Source organism: Pseudomonas sp. RtIB026 (assembly GCF_016861355.2).
Lineage (GTDB): Bacteria > Pseudomonadota > Gammaproteobacteria > Pseudomonadales > Pseudomonadaceae > Aquipseudomonas > Aquipseudomonas peradeniyensis.
Map to the genome: position 1 here is coordinate 4,275,308 of NZ_AP023348.2, position 14,090 is coordinate 4,289,397.

Consider the following 14,090-nt stretch of genomic DNA (forward strand, 5'->3'; position numbering starts at 1 on the left):
GCCTTTTCTTTGCCTGCGCGCTAGTCGAAAGCACCGTTGAGTACTTCGTAGATCACCCCCGTGGCGACTGCCACCAGAATCAGGTCGACACCCGCCTGCATCCATTCATAACCGTCATAACGCGGCAGCTGGCCCAGCAACCGGCCATCGAGCTTCTTGGCGATGCCTGGGGGCAACGGCTTGCCACGCGCCAGGTTCTTCTGGATGCCGGGAGGCAATGCAGGCCCCGGGCTCCAGTAGTCGCGGTGCCCACCCAGGATACCGAGCACATCGCCCCGGTCGATCACGGGACCGCCATGACCGCCATCGTGCTTGCCCGCCCCTTGGTTGCCATGGTTCTGCTGGGATTGCCCCTTGCCGTGCCCCTTGCCATTACCCGGGTCGGCGAAGGATATGCAGGGCGCCAGTACCAGTGCGATGGATGTCAGTGTGGCAATGACTGTGCGGCGTTTGCTCATCGCTGCTTGCCTCTGAAGATTGGGGTCTGTGCAATCCTAGACCATGACAACGACATGGGGCTTCGCCATGACCCTGCTTGAGCAATCAGGCCTATCGGCACCACGGCGGGCGCGCATATTACCGTTGCGACTTGGTAAAGTGGCATCCAGCCGGTATTGAAGGACCACAGGTCAAAGGAACGACATGCTGAAACTGCTCACCGACATAGCCTTCCTGTGCGCGGGGCTATTGCTACTGATCGCCCTCTTCTGGGCATGCACCTTCGAGCGCAATCGCTGGCGCGCAGCCTTCGAAGCAGACTTCACGACCAGGCTGGGCAACCTGGGTATCGACGGCTATGAACTGGTGGTCGACAACGTCACGCTGCCAACCCCCCATAGAGCTGCCGATGTGTACCGGATCTTCCACGATCTGAAGGGCAACTATTTTCTTTACATCAAGAACGGCTACGCCGCGGGAGCACTCAAGCCCTTGACCAGCGAGCGGGCGCTGCAGGCCGCGAAAATGAGTGGATACCCCTGCAAAGGTCCGCAGGTCTAGAGGGCGCTGGCTGTGCTGCAAAATCTGGCAACACTTACAGGCCACCCCGTCGATGAAACTCAATGGGATCGATGCTGTCCCATTGCCATCGGTTACTGCCGAGGCCGTCCGATAGCGCTCACAGACGTGGCAAGGTCCACATCGCGAAGCGATCCTGAAACGGCCTCGATATCCCGGTTTACCGGCGCGCGCATCCCACCTGTCGAGGATGCCGCCCTCATTTTTCAAGGCTGAAAGAGCGAACCATGAAACAGAACATTCTCCTCGTTGCCGTCTGCGCCGCCCTGCTCCAGGCATGTGCCCCGGCTTCCACCTCCCATGAAGGGACGCCTTCCATGCCCGCCACTGCCGCATCCAGCGCCACCCAGCCCAACCTCTCGGCCTACTACTGGAACCTGGTAGCGGCCAACGATGCGTCGGGCAAGCCCATCACCGCCATGGCCCCAGGCATCGAGGGCAAACTGCGGTTGAACTTCGCCGAACGCAAGCTGAACATCAGCGGCGGCTGCAACAACCAGTTCGGCGGCTATTCCTACCAGGACGGCGTACTGAAGGTGCAATCACTGGCCTCGACCCTGAAGGCCTGCGACAAGCCCCTGATGGAACTGGACGCCCAGGTCGGGCGCCTGTTCAAGGGCGACCTGCGTACCACCCTATCCGACGATGCCGGGGAGCCGATGCTGCAACTGACCACCCAGGACGGCTCTGTGCTGAAGTTCCAGGGTGAAGCCACCCCGGAGACCCGCTACGGCAGCAAGGGCGAGATCAAGTTCCTGGAAGTGGCCGCCAAGACCGTCAAGTGCAGCCATCCACTGATCCCCAACTACCAGTGCCTGCAAGTGCGCGAGCGTCGCTATGACGACGCCGGCCTGCAGTTGGCGACCCAGGACAACTGGCACCCGCTGTACCAGTCCATCGAGGGCTTCGAGCACCGTGACGGCGTGCGCACCGTGCTGCGCGTGAAGCAATACGAATGGAAGAACCCGCCGGCCGACGCCCCGTCGCAGGTCTATGTACTGGACCTGGTGGTCGAGCAGGACGCTTCGGGCAAGTAATTGCCAGTCGGCGCAGGCCGCCCTGCAGCGGCCTGCGCCTGGAACCGACGGCGACCTCAGGTGAGCGCCGCGTTGACCTGCGCACTGTCGACGTATTGCTCCATGCTGACGATCTTGCCGTTGTTCAGCCGGTACAGGTGGGCAAAGGTAGCCGTCATCGCCTTCCCGGTCTTGCGATAGGTCCCCGAGTAAACGCCAAAGGCGGCAACTCGGTCGTCCTCGGCCACATAGGTATGCACCTTGGCCTGGTAGCCATCCCATTCGGTGGCCAGGCGATGGAACACACCCTCCATGATCGCCTGCGGGCCGACATAGGTACCGGCATAAGGGAAGCCGGCCGCCTCGGTCCAGGTCACGTCCGCTGCCAGCGCCGCCAGCAGATTCTGGCCATTCTGTTCGGCTGAGCCTTCGTACGAGGCTCGGATGATGTCCAGGTTGCTCTTGCTCATGGCTTTACCCCCACGTTCAGCTCGCGAATGAAGGCCTGAAGATCTGAAAAGATAGCGCTGGCAGGTAACAACTGCAGGGCATCTTCCGCCTCTTGCAGGACAAATGTCGGGACGCCTCGGCCGCCCACGCGACCCAGCAAGGCACGCCCCTGCCCCACACGATCGTCGTTGGCCTGCAGCAAGGCCGAATCCGGGCGCGCCAGCCGCTCGGCGGCGGCATTCAAGCCCAGGTTCGCCAGCACAGCTGTCAACGTCTCCAGTCGAGTCACATCCAGGCCATCGACATAGCGCGCCGCCTGAATCGCCTTGAGCGCTTCGAACTCGCGCTCAGGCGCAGTCAGGTTCACTGCGCTGAGCGCCAGGGTAGACGGACCACTGTCGAACGCCTGAAGGCGGTCGGCGAGTACCTGGTCACGATAGCGCTCACTGAAGACCTGCCCGGTCAGCCGCTCGATGCGTTGGTCGTTGCTCCAGGCGTAGGCCGCAAAGTCATCATCCATGGCGCGAGCACCGCTGCCGGAAAACAGCCCCGTCGGTATCAGGCGCAACGCGAGGCCCGTGGATTCGAGAACCCGAGGCAGCGGTCCTCCTGCACCGTAGCACCAGCCGCACAGTGGGTCGAAGAGGTAAACCAGGGTCTTGTTCATGGTGAAACGCCTTGAATGGAATGCCTCGAATCTTATAGCGAGCGAATTGACATTTAAACGCATACGAAATAAACACACTGTATGCTACAAACATACATTAAAGGATATATCAATGACCGGCGCTTCCAGCCTGAACAGGCTTGCGTACTTCACCGCAGTGGTCGAAACCGGCTCCTTCACCGCAGCAGCAGAGCGCCTCGGCATCACCAAGGCCGTGGTCAGCCAACAGGTAGCGCGGCTGGAAAGCGACTGTCGTACCACACTGCTGGTTCGCAGCACGCGCAAAGTCCGCACCACCGAGGCGGGCCAACAGTTCTATCACCGCTGTGCATTGATCCTCAAAGAAGCTGAAGAGGCTTTCGAGGAATTGTCCGAAGCGGCCAGCGAGCCGACGGGCACCCTACGCCTGACCGCCCCTTTCGATTACGGCATCGGTGTCGTGGTGCCGGCCATCACCGCATTCTCGCAGCGATATCCGCAGTGCAAGGTCGAGGCACACTTCAGCGACCAGACCCTGGACCTGGGCGCCAACGATCTGGACCTTTCCATTCGCGTTGGCTGGATTACCGAGCAACATCTGCAGGCCCGGCGAATCGGCGAGTTTGCGCAACGGTTGGTGGCCGGCCCTCAATGGCAAGCGCGAGTGGACAAACTGCAGGCCCCGGCGGAGCTGGCCGAGTTGCCGATCGTGGCGAACCTGGCGCTGCGAGAACCGACCCGGTGGGTATTTGCCAAGGACGCCACGCAGCGCGAAACAGTGGAGATGAAAGCCAGCCTGTCGCTCAACGCCACCTTGGCAGTGCGCGAAGCCACGCTGCTCGGGGCCGGGCTATCGGTCCTTCCGGACTATGTGGCGGAACCAGACCTGCAAGCAGGCCGGCTGATCGAGGTCCTGCCGCAATGGTCGCTGCCCCGAGGCGAGATCCATGCGGTCTTCCCGACGGCTCGCTTTCGACCGGTCAAGGTGCGTGCATTCATCGAGCTTCTGGCAAGCCGCCTGGCTTAATGAGACGGCACAGACCATCAGGTCAGGGCACGCCCGCGCAGCCGCCGACAATGCTACGCTCCTGGGATCACAGCCATCCAAGGGAATGAAGATGAGCTTCGACTGGCATGCTGGACCGATCACCCGCGCCACCCCACTGGACCGGCACTACCGGAACACACAGAAGGTCCGGCGGTTCCTGGTCGGTGAATGTGGCGAGGCCTTCAAGTTCGACCGCGCCTTCATGGCCTGGATCAAGAGCGGAGCGCCTGCCACCATGGGGGAAGTTGCGGATGAATGGCTGCGCAGACGCGGCTGATCCAGGCCGCTTGCTGTCCCACGCTGGCCGCCCTTCCTCTCACCCCGGATGCTACCCGGTAGCCGCCTTCAGGATTGGCCCTTTTTAGCGTGGAACGGCGCGAAGGTCATACCGAAGAACCAGCCGCCGATCATTGCCAGCCAGATCGATTTGTATCCCTCTACGTTGTAGGCGCACCAATAGTTGAGCGCCGTAATCACAACGAAAATCGAGAAAAACTGCTTGCGGGAGTACCTGCTCAGGTAACGGGTGGCGGCTGCGTCCAGTTCTTTGAGCTTTTTCATTGCGTTTCATCCTTGAATAACCCGTAGAGGATCACAGCGAATTTACCGGTGGTCACACACTTTCCTTCGTGGCCCAAGATTGTCCCAGATGGCGGGGCGACGAACAATTCGCAGGCATTAAAAAAACACAGACCCAGATCTGCGGGGTTTTGCCAATCTTCCAGTTTGTCCGCCAATGGGCTTGCAGCGCTGGCACCCAACTGAACCAGTCTCGCCGCGCGTCCAGGCATCCCCAGAAGGGCCACCCTGGCTGTGGCGAGCCTGAATCAGAAATGAAAAAGCCCAGCGCGACGGCTGGGCTCTATTACGCAAGGAGGTAGAAGATCATGGAGTCCAGTAAGCAATCTTGCCGGCTGCACCAACAGCTACAAAATTGCCGTTGCCGTAGGCGACGCTCCGGATATCGGTTCCTGCGAAAGTGTTGGCTTGCTGAACCCAGCCGATCCCATCCTCGGAAACGGCTGTCTTGCCGCCGTCGCCGACAGCTACATACTTGCCATTACCGTAAGCAATGTCGCGGATGATGGTTCCACCGAAACTGGTATCTTCAACAGCAGTCCAGGTAAGCCCATCGGATGAATATGCCATCTTGCCATCCGCACCAACGATAAACATTTTCCCGTTGCAAAGCTTCATGGAAAGGATGGTGCTAGTGCCGAAGGTGCTGGTTCTGGTCGCGAATGATTGCGGATTACCCGTTGGCATCTTCACAGCACTAAGCAGCTTCCCATTCGATCCCGCAATCAACACAAAAACGCCAATGACGTTGACGCAGTGCACAGTCTCGCTAGAAGTGAAGGTCGTAGTGCGCTCCACCGTGCCTGACCAATCCTCATAACGGGAAAAGACTTTACCGTTAGACCCAACCAGTATCCAGGTCGCGATGTCGCCGTAAATTGGCTGATAATACACAATGCCATGCAAGTCTACATACGCGCGAGCAGCTGCCGTAAGGTCTGTCCAATCATTTAAAGGGCGTGCAATGCTGCCGTGGACCACATTGCCGGATTGAGAAAGGCCTTGAAGCGTTGTCCCAAGACCGTTCCAGTACAGCTCGTTGAGGACCTTTCCGCTATCAGAGGTGACGGCGCCCTTAAGCTTGGTCCACGCTGTACCAGTTGCGTCTCCAGTGACAACCTGAGTGGTTGTGGGAAGACCGTTGCCACCAGCCGCATAAAACTTGCCTTGCGCAAAAACCACGCGCCTAAGCATGCCGGTGTTCTCCACCGGGTCTACTTGAGTCCAAAGATCTTGCAAGGTTTGAGACGCCGAGTTTGCGTTATCCATTTTAAACTCCGTTACTGAGCTGATTTAAGTTCAGGCCTCTGTATTGGGCGTATGGCGCTCATGGGCGATGGTTCGAGACTCGAGGTCCTCTGGCGAAGATCAGGGGTGATGAGGTTTCACCAACCTCAGACCTGTCGCTGATGTAGGAAATTATGCCACATGAGCACTGTATATTCAACCAGTATTCTGAGGTTTTTATTCAGTGAACTCAGCGCATCCACCGCGCTTGAGTGGATTCGCTGATCGACATGCTCCGGTGATGCCCGGCTTTTGGGACGCGTAATTTCCTTCGGTGTCCCAAATTTGTCCCAAATAGGACGTCCCGGGACAATTCGCAGGCATGAAAAAAGCCCCGCAACCTAAATGATTGCGGGGCTTTCGAATGGTGGAGGCCGAGGTCGGAATCGAACCGGCGTAGACGGATTTGCAATCCGGAGCATAACCACTTTGCTACTCGGCCTCAAAGTCGGAGTCAGCTTTCGCTATCTCCTTGAAACCGCTGGGCTTTTTCAAGTCAGCTGCGTTTCGATGGACGCCATTATGTCGGCATTCGATGCACCTTGCAACCCCCTTGAAGAAAAAAATCTTCAAGGGGTTCAAGGTGTTAGCGCAGACGCCCGAGTTTGCTCCACAAGCCGACCAGGGTGTTCTCCACTGCCCCGCTGGCGGCCACGCCGATACGCTCCTGCAGGCTCTTGCGCTCGGCGAAGCGCAGGTGGAACACATTGGCCTCGCGGGCGCTGCGGCTCAGGTACTCGTCGCTGGTGCCCAGTTCGTCGACCAACTGGCGATTGAGCGCGGCGATGCCCAGCCAGACTTCGCCAGTGGCCACCTCGTCTATATGCAGCTGCGGGCGGTAGCGGGCGACGAAGTCCTTGAACAACTGGTGGGTGATGTCCAGGTCTTCCTGGAACTTCTCCCGGCCCTTGTCGGTGTTCTCGCCGAACACGGTCAGGGTGCGCTTGTATTCGCCGGCGGTGAGCACCTCGAAATCGATGTCGTGCTTTTTCAGCAGGCGGTTGACGTTGGGCATCTGCGCCACCACGCCGATCGAGCCCAGCACCGCGAACGGCGCACTGACGATTTTCTCGCCGATACAGGCCATCATGTAGCCGCCGCTGGCGGCAACCTTGTCGATGCAGATGGTCAGCGGGATGCCGGCCTCGCGGATGCGCGCCAGCTGCGAAGCCGCCAGGCCATAGCTGTGCACCAGGCCGCCGCCGCTCTCCAGGCGCAACACCACCTCGTCACGCGGGGTGGCCAGGGTCAGCAGCGCGGTGATCTCGTTGCGCAGGCTCTCGGTGGCCGAGGCCTTGATGTCGCCGTCGAAGTCGAGGACGAACACCCGGCGCTTGTCCTCGGGCTTTTTCTTCTGCTGTTTTTCCGCCTTGGCCTGCTGCTTGCGCAGGGCCTTGAGCTGGGCCTTGTCGAGCAGGCCCGACTCAAGGCGCTCGCGCAGCTCCTTGTAGAACTCGTTGAGACGGGTAACCTGCAATTGCCCGCCCGGCTTGCGCCGCCCTTTGCCACGCAGGCCGGCGATGGCCGACAGCACCACCAGGATGGCGATCACCAGGGTGGCGGTTTTGGCGAGAAAGCTTGCGTATTCGGCAAGAAACTCCACATTGACTCCTTGATAAACCAGCGCCGCAACGGCGCGAACTGGATGCAAGCATACCGGGGCGCCAGGGCCGCTGCCAGCCGGTGAAAATGCTGGCAACACAGTTCAAACGACCTTTTCAAACGCTTGTATGTTTTTTCGTTGACAGCCCGCCTGGGGCAACCTAACCTCGCAGCAACCTCCAACCGGGCCGGACTTCAACGTGGGCAATCTCTACCTGATCCGACATGGGCAAGCCTCCTTTGGTGCCGCCGACTACGACGTCCTTTCGCCGGTCGGCGAGCGTCAGAGCCAGGCACTGGGCGAGCACTTCGCCCAATTGGGCCTGCGCCTGGACCGTTGCGTGGCCGGCACCCTGCGTCGCCAGCAGGACACCGCCCGCCTGGCTCTGGACGCGTTGCAAGCCCATGGCGAAGCAGTCCCGGCCATAGAGACCGACGCGGCCTTCAATGAGTTCGACGCCGACGGCGTGATCCGCGCCCTGCTCCCTGCCCTGCTGCCCGAAGAACCCGAGGCCCTGCACGTGCTGCGCAACGGCGCCCAGCACCGCAGCGAGTTCCAGCGCCTGTTCGCCCTGATGGTGCAGCGCTGGCACGACGGCGACCACGCCCACGACGAGCACCTGGAAACCTGGCAGGCCTTCACCGGCCGGGTCGGCGATGGCCTGCGGCGCCTGCTCGACAGCGCCGCCAACGGCGACAACATCGCCCTGTTCACCTCCGGCGGCACCATCGCCGCCCTGCTCCATCTGGTAAGCGCAATTACGCCGGCTCAGGCGTTCAGCCTGAACTGGCAGATCATCAATACGTCGCTCAGCCAACTGAAGTTCCGTGGCCGCGACGTCACCCTGGCTTCCTTCAACAGCCAAGCCCATGTGCGGCTGTTGCGGTTGCCGGAGCTCGTCACCTACCGATGAGCCCGGTCTGTTGTGTCCCTGCGGACGCGAATATCACTTAACAAGGAATACACCATGAGCGATGTAGCTAAAGCCGTCGAGGCGATGAAGGCAAAATTCAACCCATCCGCTGCCGCCGGCCTGGACCTGGTGTTCGGCTTCAACATCACCGACGAAGACAAGCACTACGCCCTGCTGGTCAAGGATGGCACCTGCGAGATCCAGGAAGGCGAGAACGCCGACGCCAACTGCACCCTGGTGATGGACAGCGAAACCCTCAAGGGCATCGTCAGCGGTGACACCGACGGCATGCAGGCCTTCATGGGCGGCAAGCTGCGCGTCGAAGGCGACATGATGCTGTCGATGAAGCTCAGCGAGCTGTTCCCGTCCTGATCGGCGCGGCGAATCGCCAATGAAAAAACCGAAGCCTGACGGGCTTCGGTTTTTTTTTGCCCGCTGCAAGGCCCGCCCATCAGGGCCATTGATCGCCCGGCAACACCCAGGCCAATAAACGTCTGGCACGCTTGTACCAGCTTTGACAGGAAATTAGATTAGCCAATAGTCCTTGCTACTGATCATAAGGAAATCGCATGACGCTCACCGACCAGTCCACCCAGGTACGCCCCGGCGAAGAACTCGACGCGGCCGTCATCGATCCGTACCTCAAGGATCACATTCCCGGCCTCGCGGGCACGCCGAGCATCAGCCAGTTCCCCGGCGGCGCCTCCAACCTGACCTACCTGGTCAGCTATCCGGACCGGGAGTTCGTGCTGCGCCGCCCGCCATTCGGCCACAAGGCCAAGTCGGCCCACGACATGGGCCGTGAGTTTCGCATCCTCAACCAGCTCAACGCTGGCTTCCCCTATTGCCCCAAGGCCTACGTGCACTGCACCGACGAGTCGCTGATCGGCGGCGAGTTCTATGTAATGGAACGGGTCAACGGCATCATCCTGCGCTCGGACATCCCCGCCGAACTGGACCTGGACGCCGGCCGCACCGAAGCCCTGTGCAAGAGTTTCATCGACCGCCTGGTCGAGCTGCACCAGGTGGACTACCAGGCCTGCGGCCTGGCCGACCTGGGCAAGCCGGAAGGCTATGTGCAGCGCCAGGTCGAAGGCTGGGCCAGCCGCTACGAAAAAGCCCTGACCCCCGACGCGCCGCGCTGGGAGCAGGTGATCGCCTGGCTGCGCGAGAAGATGCCCGCCGACCATCCGCGCCCGGGCATCGTGCACAACGATTACCGCTTCGACAACGTCATCCTCGACAGCGCCAACCCGATGCGCATCATCGGCGTGCTGGACTGGGAGATGGCCACCATCGGCGACCCGCTGATGGACCTGGGCAACAGCCTGGCCTACTGGATCGAGGCCGGCGACCCGGCGCCGGTGCAACTGATGCGCCGCCAGCCGAGCAACGCCCCCGGCATGCTTACTCGCCAGCAGTTCGTCGACTACTACGCCGAGCGCGCCGGCATCCGCATCGACAACTTCGACTTCTATTATTGCTACGGCCTGTTCCGCCTGGCCGGCATCGTCCAGCAGATCTACTACCGCTTCTTCCACGGCCAGACCCAGGACAAGCGCTTCGCCCAGTTCATCCACATGAACCGGCTGCTGGAGCAGATGAGCCTGCAACTGATCGGCAAATCCAGCCTGTAACTTCGGCAGACAACAAGGAATACGCGCATGTCCAAGACCCACCTGTTCGACCTCGATGGCAAGATCGCCTTCGTTTCCGGCGCCAGCCGCGGCATCGGCGAAGCCATCGCCCACCTGCTGGCCCAGCAGGGTGCCCATGTGATCGTCTCCAGCCGCAAGCTCGACGGCTGCCAGCAGGTGGCCGAAGCGATCGTCGCCGCCGGCGGCAAGGCCACCGCGGTGGCCTGCCACATCGGCGAGATGGAGCAGATCCAGCAGGTGTTCGCCGGCATCCGCGAGCAGTTCGGCCGTCTCGATATCCTGGTCAACAACGCCGCCACCAACCCGCAGTTCTGCAATGTCCTGGACACCGACCTGGGGGCATTCCAGAAGACCGTCGACGTCAACATCCGCGGCTACTTCTTCATGTCGGTGGAGGCCGGCAAGCTGATGCGCGAGCACGGCGGCGGCAGCATCATCAACGTGGCCTCGATCAATGGTGTCTCGCCCGGGCTGTTCCAGGGCATCTACTCGGTGACCAAGGCGGCGGTGATCAACATGACCAAGGTCTTCGCCAAGGAGTGCGCGCAGTTCGGCATCCGCTGCAACGCCCTGCTGCCGGGGCTGACCGACACCAAGTTCGCCTCGGCGCTGGTGAAGAACGACAGCATCCGCAACGCCGCGCTGCAACAGATCCCGCTCAAGCGCGTGGCCGACCCGAGCGAGATGGGCGGCGCGGTGCTGTACCTGGCCAGCGATGCCTCCAGCTATACCACCGGCACCGCGCTCAATGTCGATGGTGGGTTCCTGTCCTGATCCGGATCCACGCACGCCCTGTGTAGGAGCGGCCTTGTGCCGCGAAAGGGCTGCGCAGCAGCCCCAGGATTTCAGCGCTGATGCAAAGATCGCGGGGCTGCTTTGCAGCCCTTTCGCGGCACAAGGCCGCTCCTACAGGGATGGCGCAACCCGCGGATCTATCCCTTGATCGCCTGCAACGTATAGCTCAGCGGCAACCGCCACGGCGCCTCGTTCAGGCGCCACTCGCCGTCATCGCCCAGCGTCATCTGCCCCGGCAGCGCTTCCCAGGGGATGCTCTGGTGCTCCTCCAGGCCAGTGATGCGCAGGCCGTTGTTCAGCAGCGCGGTGATCACCTCGCCCAGGCCATGGTTCCACTCATGGGTTTCGGTCTGGGTCAGTGCCTGGTCGGTTTCGACATAAGTCTCGTCACTGTGCCACACCGTCGGTGCCTCGCGCTCGAAATACGGGTACTCCAGTTGCAGGCGGTCCTGATGGTCCTCGTTCACGGCCATCAGCATCGGATGACCGTCGCGCAGGAACAGCCGCCCGCCCGGCTTGAGCAACGCCGCCACGGTCTGCGCCCAGCGCTCGATGCTCGGCAGCCAGCACAGCGCGCCGATGCCGGTGTAGACCAGGTCGAAAGCCGCCGCCGGCAATACCTGCGCGGCCTGATAGACGTCCGATTCGACATAGGCGATGCCCGCCCCACAGCGCTCGGCCAGCTGGCGTGCCTGGACCAGGGACGCCGCGGAGAAATCCAGGCCGCAGACCTCGGCGCCCAGGCGCGCCAGCGACAGGGTGTCGGTGCCGATATGGCATTGCAGGTGCACCGCGCGCAGGCCGTGGATATCGCCCAGGCGTGGAAGGTCGAAGCGCACCACCTCGGACAGGTGCCCGGGCTCGGCGACGAAACGCTCGACTTCGTAGTCCCCGGAGGCGGCGTGCAGGGGGGCGCGCTCGTCCCAGCTGGCGCGGTTGAGTTCCAGTGATCGGCTCATAGCGGTGCTTCCCTGTCCTGATTGAGTCAGGCGCCACGTTAACCGGCCCCGACAAACCCGGCAACCACCCCGTCAACCAGAAGTTGACGGCTCGGGTATACTGCCCGCTTCGTGCCCGCCCAAGGATCCAGCGCCCATGACCGAAAACAGCTTCGCCTTTCGCCTCAAGGAACTGCTCGAACACCACAAGCTGACCCTGCAGGCCGTGGGCACGGCGCTGGGGATCTCGCGTACGGCGGTGCACAAGTGGACCCGTGGCGGCGAGATCGACTACGACAACCTGCGCCGCCTGGCCGACCTGCTCAAGGTCAACTGGATCTGGCTGCGCTACGGTGAAGAGGCCCTGCACAGCGTGCGCCAGGCCGAGGTGGTCGAGCTGCCGATGACCGATGTGCGCCGCCGCTACACCGCCGAGATCATGGAAAGCGAGACGCGCATGAAGCTGGCCCAGGAAGGCGCGCGCATCGTCACCTGGGAATGGAACCTGGTCACCGACGAAGTGACCTACTCGCCCAACGTCGAGGCGGTGTATGGCTGGCCGCTGCGCCGCAACGAGGACTTCTGGGAGCACATCCACGCCGATGACGCCCGTCACATGCAGGGCATGTATGCCCAGGCAGTGGCCGACGGCACCGGCTGCGAATGCGATTTTCGCATCACTCGCCCCGACGGTGGCCAGCGCTGGATCGCCTCGCGCGCCACGGTGCTGCGTGACAGCGTCGGGCGCCCGGTGAAGATGGTCGGCATCAGCATGGACAACACCGAGCGCAAGGTCGCCGAAGAAGAGCTGCGCCAGAGCGAGGCGCGTTTTCGCACCATCTTCGAACTGGCCTGGGGCGCGCTGGCCTATATCGACCCGGATGGCAGCTGGCAGCGGGTCAACGGCAGCTTCTGCGAGCTGCTGGGCTACCGCGAGGACGAACTGTACGGCACGACCTTCCAGCAGATCACCCACCCCGACGACCTGCCGGGCAACCTGGCGTTGCTGCAGCGCATGCTGGCCGGCGAGATCGAGCGTTACGAGGTGCAGAAGCGCGTGCGCCACAAGGACGGGCGCTATATCTGGGTACGGGCGCGCACCTCACTCGAACGTCGCGCCGACGGGCAGCCGGAGCATCTGATCAGCGTGTTCGAGGACATCACTGCCGAGCGCGCGGCAGGGTAAGCATCACAGCGCCCCCTGTAGGAGCGGGTTTACCCGCGAAGAATCCGACGCGGTGCTTGGCACTGGCTACGCCGGTGTTCGCGGGCAAGCCAGCTCCCACAGGTATCGCGCCAGACTCCAAAAATTGAGCAAGACAGTTGCTCCCACAGGGTGTCGATTTGCCTGTTCTAGTCCTGCACTGGCCTGGCTTCAAGCTATAGACAGGTGGCCGCCGCCGCCCGGCGCTGCAACGCCACGCCGTCATTCTTCTGCGCGTAATAGTCCACCCGCGTGCCCCCCGCCTGGGCGTAGATATCGACGAACGACTCCGCCTCCCGAGTGTACACGGTGAACCCGCCCTGCTTGCGCGCCTCCAGGTAGCCGCTGGCATCGACCCCGAAGGTGTTCTCTTCCTGCCAGCTGAACTGGATGCACTGGGCGACCAGGTCCGGTGTCTTGTGCGAATCCAGGCGTGCGGTGGGCGAGCCGTTGCGCGCCGCTTCCATGGTCGACGATGCACAGCCCGCCAGCAGCAGCGCCACGGTGATCGGCAGAATTGCTCGCATGTTCCATCCTCGGGACAAAAAAGAAGCAGACTCTAGCACTGCCGGGCCGGCCGGGGAATCGCCGCTGCCGCTCATCGCCGCCGCGATAAAAGTTTGCGCGGCAAAGAACCAAATCGATCGCCACAGGTCACAGGAGGTACCGCGTAAACCGTTGCGGATCAAGGACCTATAACGTGATGAAACGCCTTGCAAGCCTTTCGATGGTCGCCACCCTGCTGCTGCTCGGTGGCTGCTACAGCAACCACTACCACGACGATGACGACGGCTGGCGCGACCGTGACCGCGGCCACCGTCATCACCATCGCCACGACCGTGACGATGACGACCGCCAGTACCGTGACCGCTACTACCGCTGAAGCGTCTTTCAAACCCTGACTCGCCGCCAACCACGCGGCACCCTCCCCCTGAT

18 protein-coding genes and 1 tRNA gene are annotated in these 14,090 nt (G+C 62.0%); 10 read left to right on the plus strand and 9 right to left on the minus strand.

The features are described from left to right. Positions 1–20: 20 nt before the first annotated feature. Positions 21–458, minus strand: coding sequence for an anti-virulence regulator CigR family protein (locus PRtIB026_RS18990; protein ID WP_046856214.1), 438 nt, complete (start codon positions 456–458; stop codon positions 21–23). Between the two features lie 184 nt (positions 459–642). Here PRtIB026_RS18990 and PRtIB026_RS18995 point away from each other — a divergent pair, with 184 nt between their 5' ends. Together PRtIB026_RS18995 and PRtIB026_RS19000 are read left to right on the plus strand one after the other, a co-directional pair. Continuing rightward, on the plus strand, positions 643–999 hold the full coding sequence (locus PRtIB026_RS18995) for a hypothetical protein (protein ID WP_203652295.1): 357 nt from the start codon (positions 643–645) through the stop codon (positions 997–999). A 335-nt stretch (positions 1,000–1,334) separates the two neighbouring features. Further along, the gene (locus tag PRtIB026_RS19000) at positions 1,335–2,054 is read left to right on the plus strand and encodes an META and DUF4377 domain-containing protein (protein WP_244670986.1); all 720 of its coding nucleotides are present in this window, start codon (positions 1,335–1,337) and stop codon (positions 2,052–2,054) included. Positions 2,055–2,110: 56 nt separating this feature from the next. Here the strand turns inward: PRtIB026_RS19000 and PRtIB026_RS19005 are convergent, their stop codons facing one another. Next, positions 2,111–2,503: a nuclear transport factor 2 family protein gene (locus PRtIB026_RS19005; protein WP_203652293.1), complete on the minus strand. Its 393-nt coding sequence runs from the start codon at positions 2,501–2,503 to the stop codon at positions 2,111–2,113. Next, complete coding sequence (locus PRtIB026_RS19010; RefSeq protein WP_203652292.1) at positions 2,500–3,150, minus strand: DsbA family protein; 651 nt, start codon at positions 3,148–3,150, stop codon at positions 2,500–2,502. The genes PRtIB026_RS19005 and PRtIB026_RS19010 overlap by 4 nt, the downstream gene beginning before the upstream one ends. Before the next feature lie 112 nt (positions 3,151–3,262). Here PRtIB026_RS19010 and PRtIB026_RS19015 point away from each other — a divergent pair, with 112 nt between their 5' ends. After that, on the plus strand, positions 3,263–4,156 hold the full coding sequence (locus PRtIB026_RS19015) for a LysR family transcriptional regulator (RefSeq protein ID WP_203652291.1): 894 nt from the start codon (positions 3,263–3,265) through the stop codon (positions 4,154–4,156). Between the two features lie 91 nt (positions 4,157–4,247). Next, positions 4,248–4,454, plus strand: coding sequence for a DUF6434 domain-containing protein (locus tag PRtIB026_RS19020; protein ID WP_203652290.1), 207 nt, complete (start codon positions 4,248–4,250; stop codon positions 4,452–4,454). A 68-nt stretch (positions 4,455–4,522) separates the two neighbouring features. Here the strand turns inward: PRtIB026_RS19020 and PRtIB026_RS19025 are convergent, their stop codons facing one another. The 4 genes from PRtIB026_RS19025 to sohB form a co-directional block, all read right to left on the minus strand. Next, on the minus strand, positions 4,523–4,738 hold the full coding sequence (locus PRtIB026_RS19025) for a hypothetical protein (protein WP_203652289.1): 216 nt from the start codon (positions 4,736–4,738) through the stop codon (positions 4,523–4,525). A gap of 324 nt (positions 4,739–5,062) precedes the next feature. Continuing rightward, the gene (locus tag PRtIB026_RS19030; RefSeq protein WP_203652288.1) at positions 5,063–6,025 is read right to left on the minus strand and encodes a hypothetical protein; all 963 of its coding nucleotides are present in this window, start codon (positions 6,023–6,025) and stop codon (positions 5,063–5,065) included. Positions 6,026–6,411: 386 nt separating this feature from the next. Further along, positions 6,412–6,485, minus strand: a tRNA-Cys gene (locus tag PRtIB026_RS19035). Positions 6,486–6,629: 144 nt separating this feature from the next. Further along, on the minus strand, positions 6,630–7,646 hold the full coding sequence (gene sohB, locus PRtIB026_RS19040; protein ID WP_050706271.1) for a protease SohB: 1,017 nt from the start codon (positions 7,644–7,646) through the stop codon (positions 6,630–6,632). Between the two features lie 199 nt (positions 7,647–7,845). Between sohB and PRtIB026_RS19045 the strand changes: the two genes are divergently transcribed. The 4 genes from PRtIB026_RS19045 to PRtIB026_RS19060 all read left to right on the plus strand — a co-directional run bounded on the left by PRtIB026_RS19045 (position 7,846) and on the right by PRtIB026_RS19060 (position 10,991). Then, on the plus strand, positions 7,846–8,559 hold the full coding sequence (locus tag PRtIB026_RS19045; protein ID WP_203652287.1) for a histidine phosphatase family protein: 714 nt from the start codon (positions 7,846–7,848) through the stop codon (positions 8,557–8,559). 54 nt (positions 8,560–8,613) lie between these two features. Beyond that, positions 8,614–8,931 carry an SCP2 sterol-binding domain-containing protein gene (locus PRtIB026_RS19050; protein WP_203652286.1) on the plus strand — a complete coding sequence of 106 codons (318 nt, stop codon included), beginning with the start codon at positions 8,614–8,616 and terminating at the stop codon, positions 8,929–8,931. 197 nt (positions 8,932–9,128) lie between these two features. Beyond that, positions 9,129–10,196: a phosphotransferase family protein gene (locus PRtIB026_RS19055; RefSeq protein WP_186715188.1), complete on the plus strand. Its 1,068-nt coding sequence runs from the start codon at positions 9,129–9,131 to the stop codon at positions 10,194–10,196. 27 nt (positions 10,197–10,223) lie between these two features. Continuing rightward, the gene (locus tag PRtIB026_RS19060) at positions 10,224–10,991 is read left to right on the plus strand and encodes an SDR family oxidoreductase (protein ID WP_203652285.1); all 768 of its coding nucleotides are present in this window, start codon (positions 10,224–10,226) and stop codon (positions 10,989–10,991) included. Between the two features lie 158 nt (positions 10,992–11,149). Here PRtIB026_RS19060 and PRtIB026_RS19065 read toward each other — a convergent pair whose 3' ends face one another. Beyond that, a complete protein-coding gene (locus PRtIB026_RS19065) occupies positions 11,150–11,971 on the minus strand; it encodes a class I SAM-dependent methyltransferase (protein WP_203652284.1) in 822 nt (273 codons plus the stop codon). Between the two features lie 136 nt (positions 11,972–12,107). On the opposite strand from PRtIB026_RS19065, the gene PRtIB026_RS19070 reads away from it, so the two are divergent. Next, positions 12,108–13,136, plus strand: a complete 1,029-nt coding sequence (locus PRtIB026_RS19070; RefSeq protein WP_203652283.1) for a PAS domain-containing protein — start codon at positions 12,108–12,110, stop codon at positions 13,134–13,136. Positions 13,137–13,330: 194 nt separating this feature from the next. On the opposite strand, the gene PRtIB026_RS19075 is transcribed toward PRtIB026_RS19070, so the two are convergent. Then, positions 13,331–13,681: a hypothetical protein gene (locus PRtIB026_RS19075; protein WP_203652280.1), complete on the minus strand. Its 351-nt coding sequence runs from the start codon at positions 13,679–13,681 to the stop codon at positions 13,331–13,333. A gap of 176 nt (positions 13,682–13,857) precedes the next feature. Between PRtIB026_RS19075 and PRtIB026_RS19080 the strand changes: the two genes are divergently transcribed. Beyond that, positions 13,858–14,037, plus strand: coding sequence for a hypothetical protein (locus PRtIB026_RS19080; RefSeq protein ID WP_046855050.1), 180 nt, complete (start codon positions 13,858–13,860; stop codon positions 14,035–14,037). Positions 14,038–14,090: the final 53 nt, after the last annotated feature.

Excerpts from the sequence above, each read along its gene's own strand:
- PRtIB026_RS18990 (WP_046856214.1), bottom strand. The coding sequence starts at position 458 with ATGAGCAAACGCCGCACAGTCATTGCCACACTGACATCCATCGCACTG.
- PRtIB026_RS18995 (WP_203652295.1), top strand. The coding sequence starts at position 643 with ATGCTGAAACTGCTCACCGACATAGCCTTCCTGTGCGCGGGGCTATTG.
- PRtIB026_RS19000 (WP_244670986.1), top strand. The coding sequence starts at position 1,335 with ATGCCCGCCACTGCCGCATCCAGCGCCACCCAGCCCAACCTCTCGGCC.
- PRtIB026_RS19005 (WP_203652293.1), bottom strand. The coding sequence starts at position 2,503 with ATGAGCAAGAGCAACCTGGACATCATCCGAGCCTCGTACGAAGGCTCA.
- PRtIB026_RS19010 (WP_203652292.1), bottom strand. The coding sequence starts at position 3,150 with ATGAACAAGACCCTGGTTTACCTCTTCGACCCACTGTGCGGCTGGTGC.
- PRtIB026_RS19015 (WP_203652291.1), top strand. The coding sequence starts at position 3,263 with ATGACCGGCGCTTCCAGCCTGAACAGGCTTGCGTACTTCACCGCAGTG.
- PRtIB026_RS19020 (WP_203652290.1), top strand. The coding sequence starts at position 4,248 with ATGAGCTTCGACTGGCATGCTGGACCGATCACCCGCGCCACCCCACTG.
- PRtIB026_RS19025 (WP_203652289.1), bottom strand. The coding sequence starts at position 4,738 with ATGAAAAAGCTCAAAGAACTGGACGCAGCCGCCACCCGTTACCTGAGC.
- PRtIB026_RS19030 (WP_203652288.1), bottom strand. The coding sequence starts at position 6,025 with ATGGATAACGCAAACTCGGCGTCTCAAACCTTGCAAGATCTTTGGACT.
- PRtIB026_RS19050 (WP_203652286.1), top strand. The coding sequence starts at position 8,614 with ATGAGCGATGTAGCTAAAGCCGTCGAGGCGATGAAGGCAAAATTCAAC.
- PRtIB026_RS19055 (WP_186715188.1), top strand. The coding sequence starts at position 9,129 with ATGACGCTCACCGACCAGTCCACCCAGGTACGCCCCGGCGAAGAACTC.
- PRtIB026_RS19060 (WP_203652285.1), top strand. The coding sequence starts at position 10,224 with ATGTCCAAGACCCACCTGTTCGACCTCGATGGCAAGATCGCCTTCGTT.
- PRtIB026_RS19065 (WP_203652284.1), bottom strand. The coding sequence starts at position 11,971 with ATGAGCCGATCACTGGAACTCAACCGCGCCAGCTGGGACGAGCGCGCC.
- PRtIB026_RS19070 (WP_203652283.1), top strand. The coding sequence starts at position 12,108 with ATGACCGAAAACAGCTTCGCCTTTCGCCTCAAGGAACTGCTCGAACAC.
- PRtIB026_RS19075 (WP_203652280.1), bottom strand. The coding sequence starts at position 13,681 with ATGCGAGCAATTCTGCCGATCACCGTGGCGCTGCTGCTGGCGGGCTGT.
- PRtIB026_RS19080 (WP_046855050.1), top strand. The coding sequence starts at position 13,858 with ATGAAACGCCTTGCAAGCCTTTCGATGGTCGCCACCCTGCTGCTGCTC.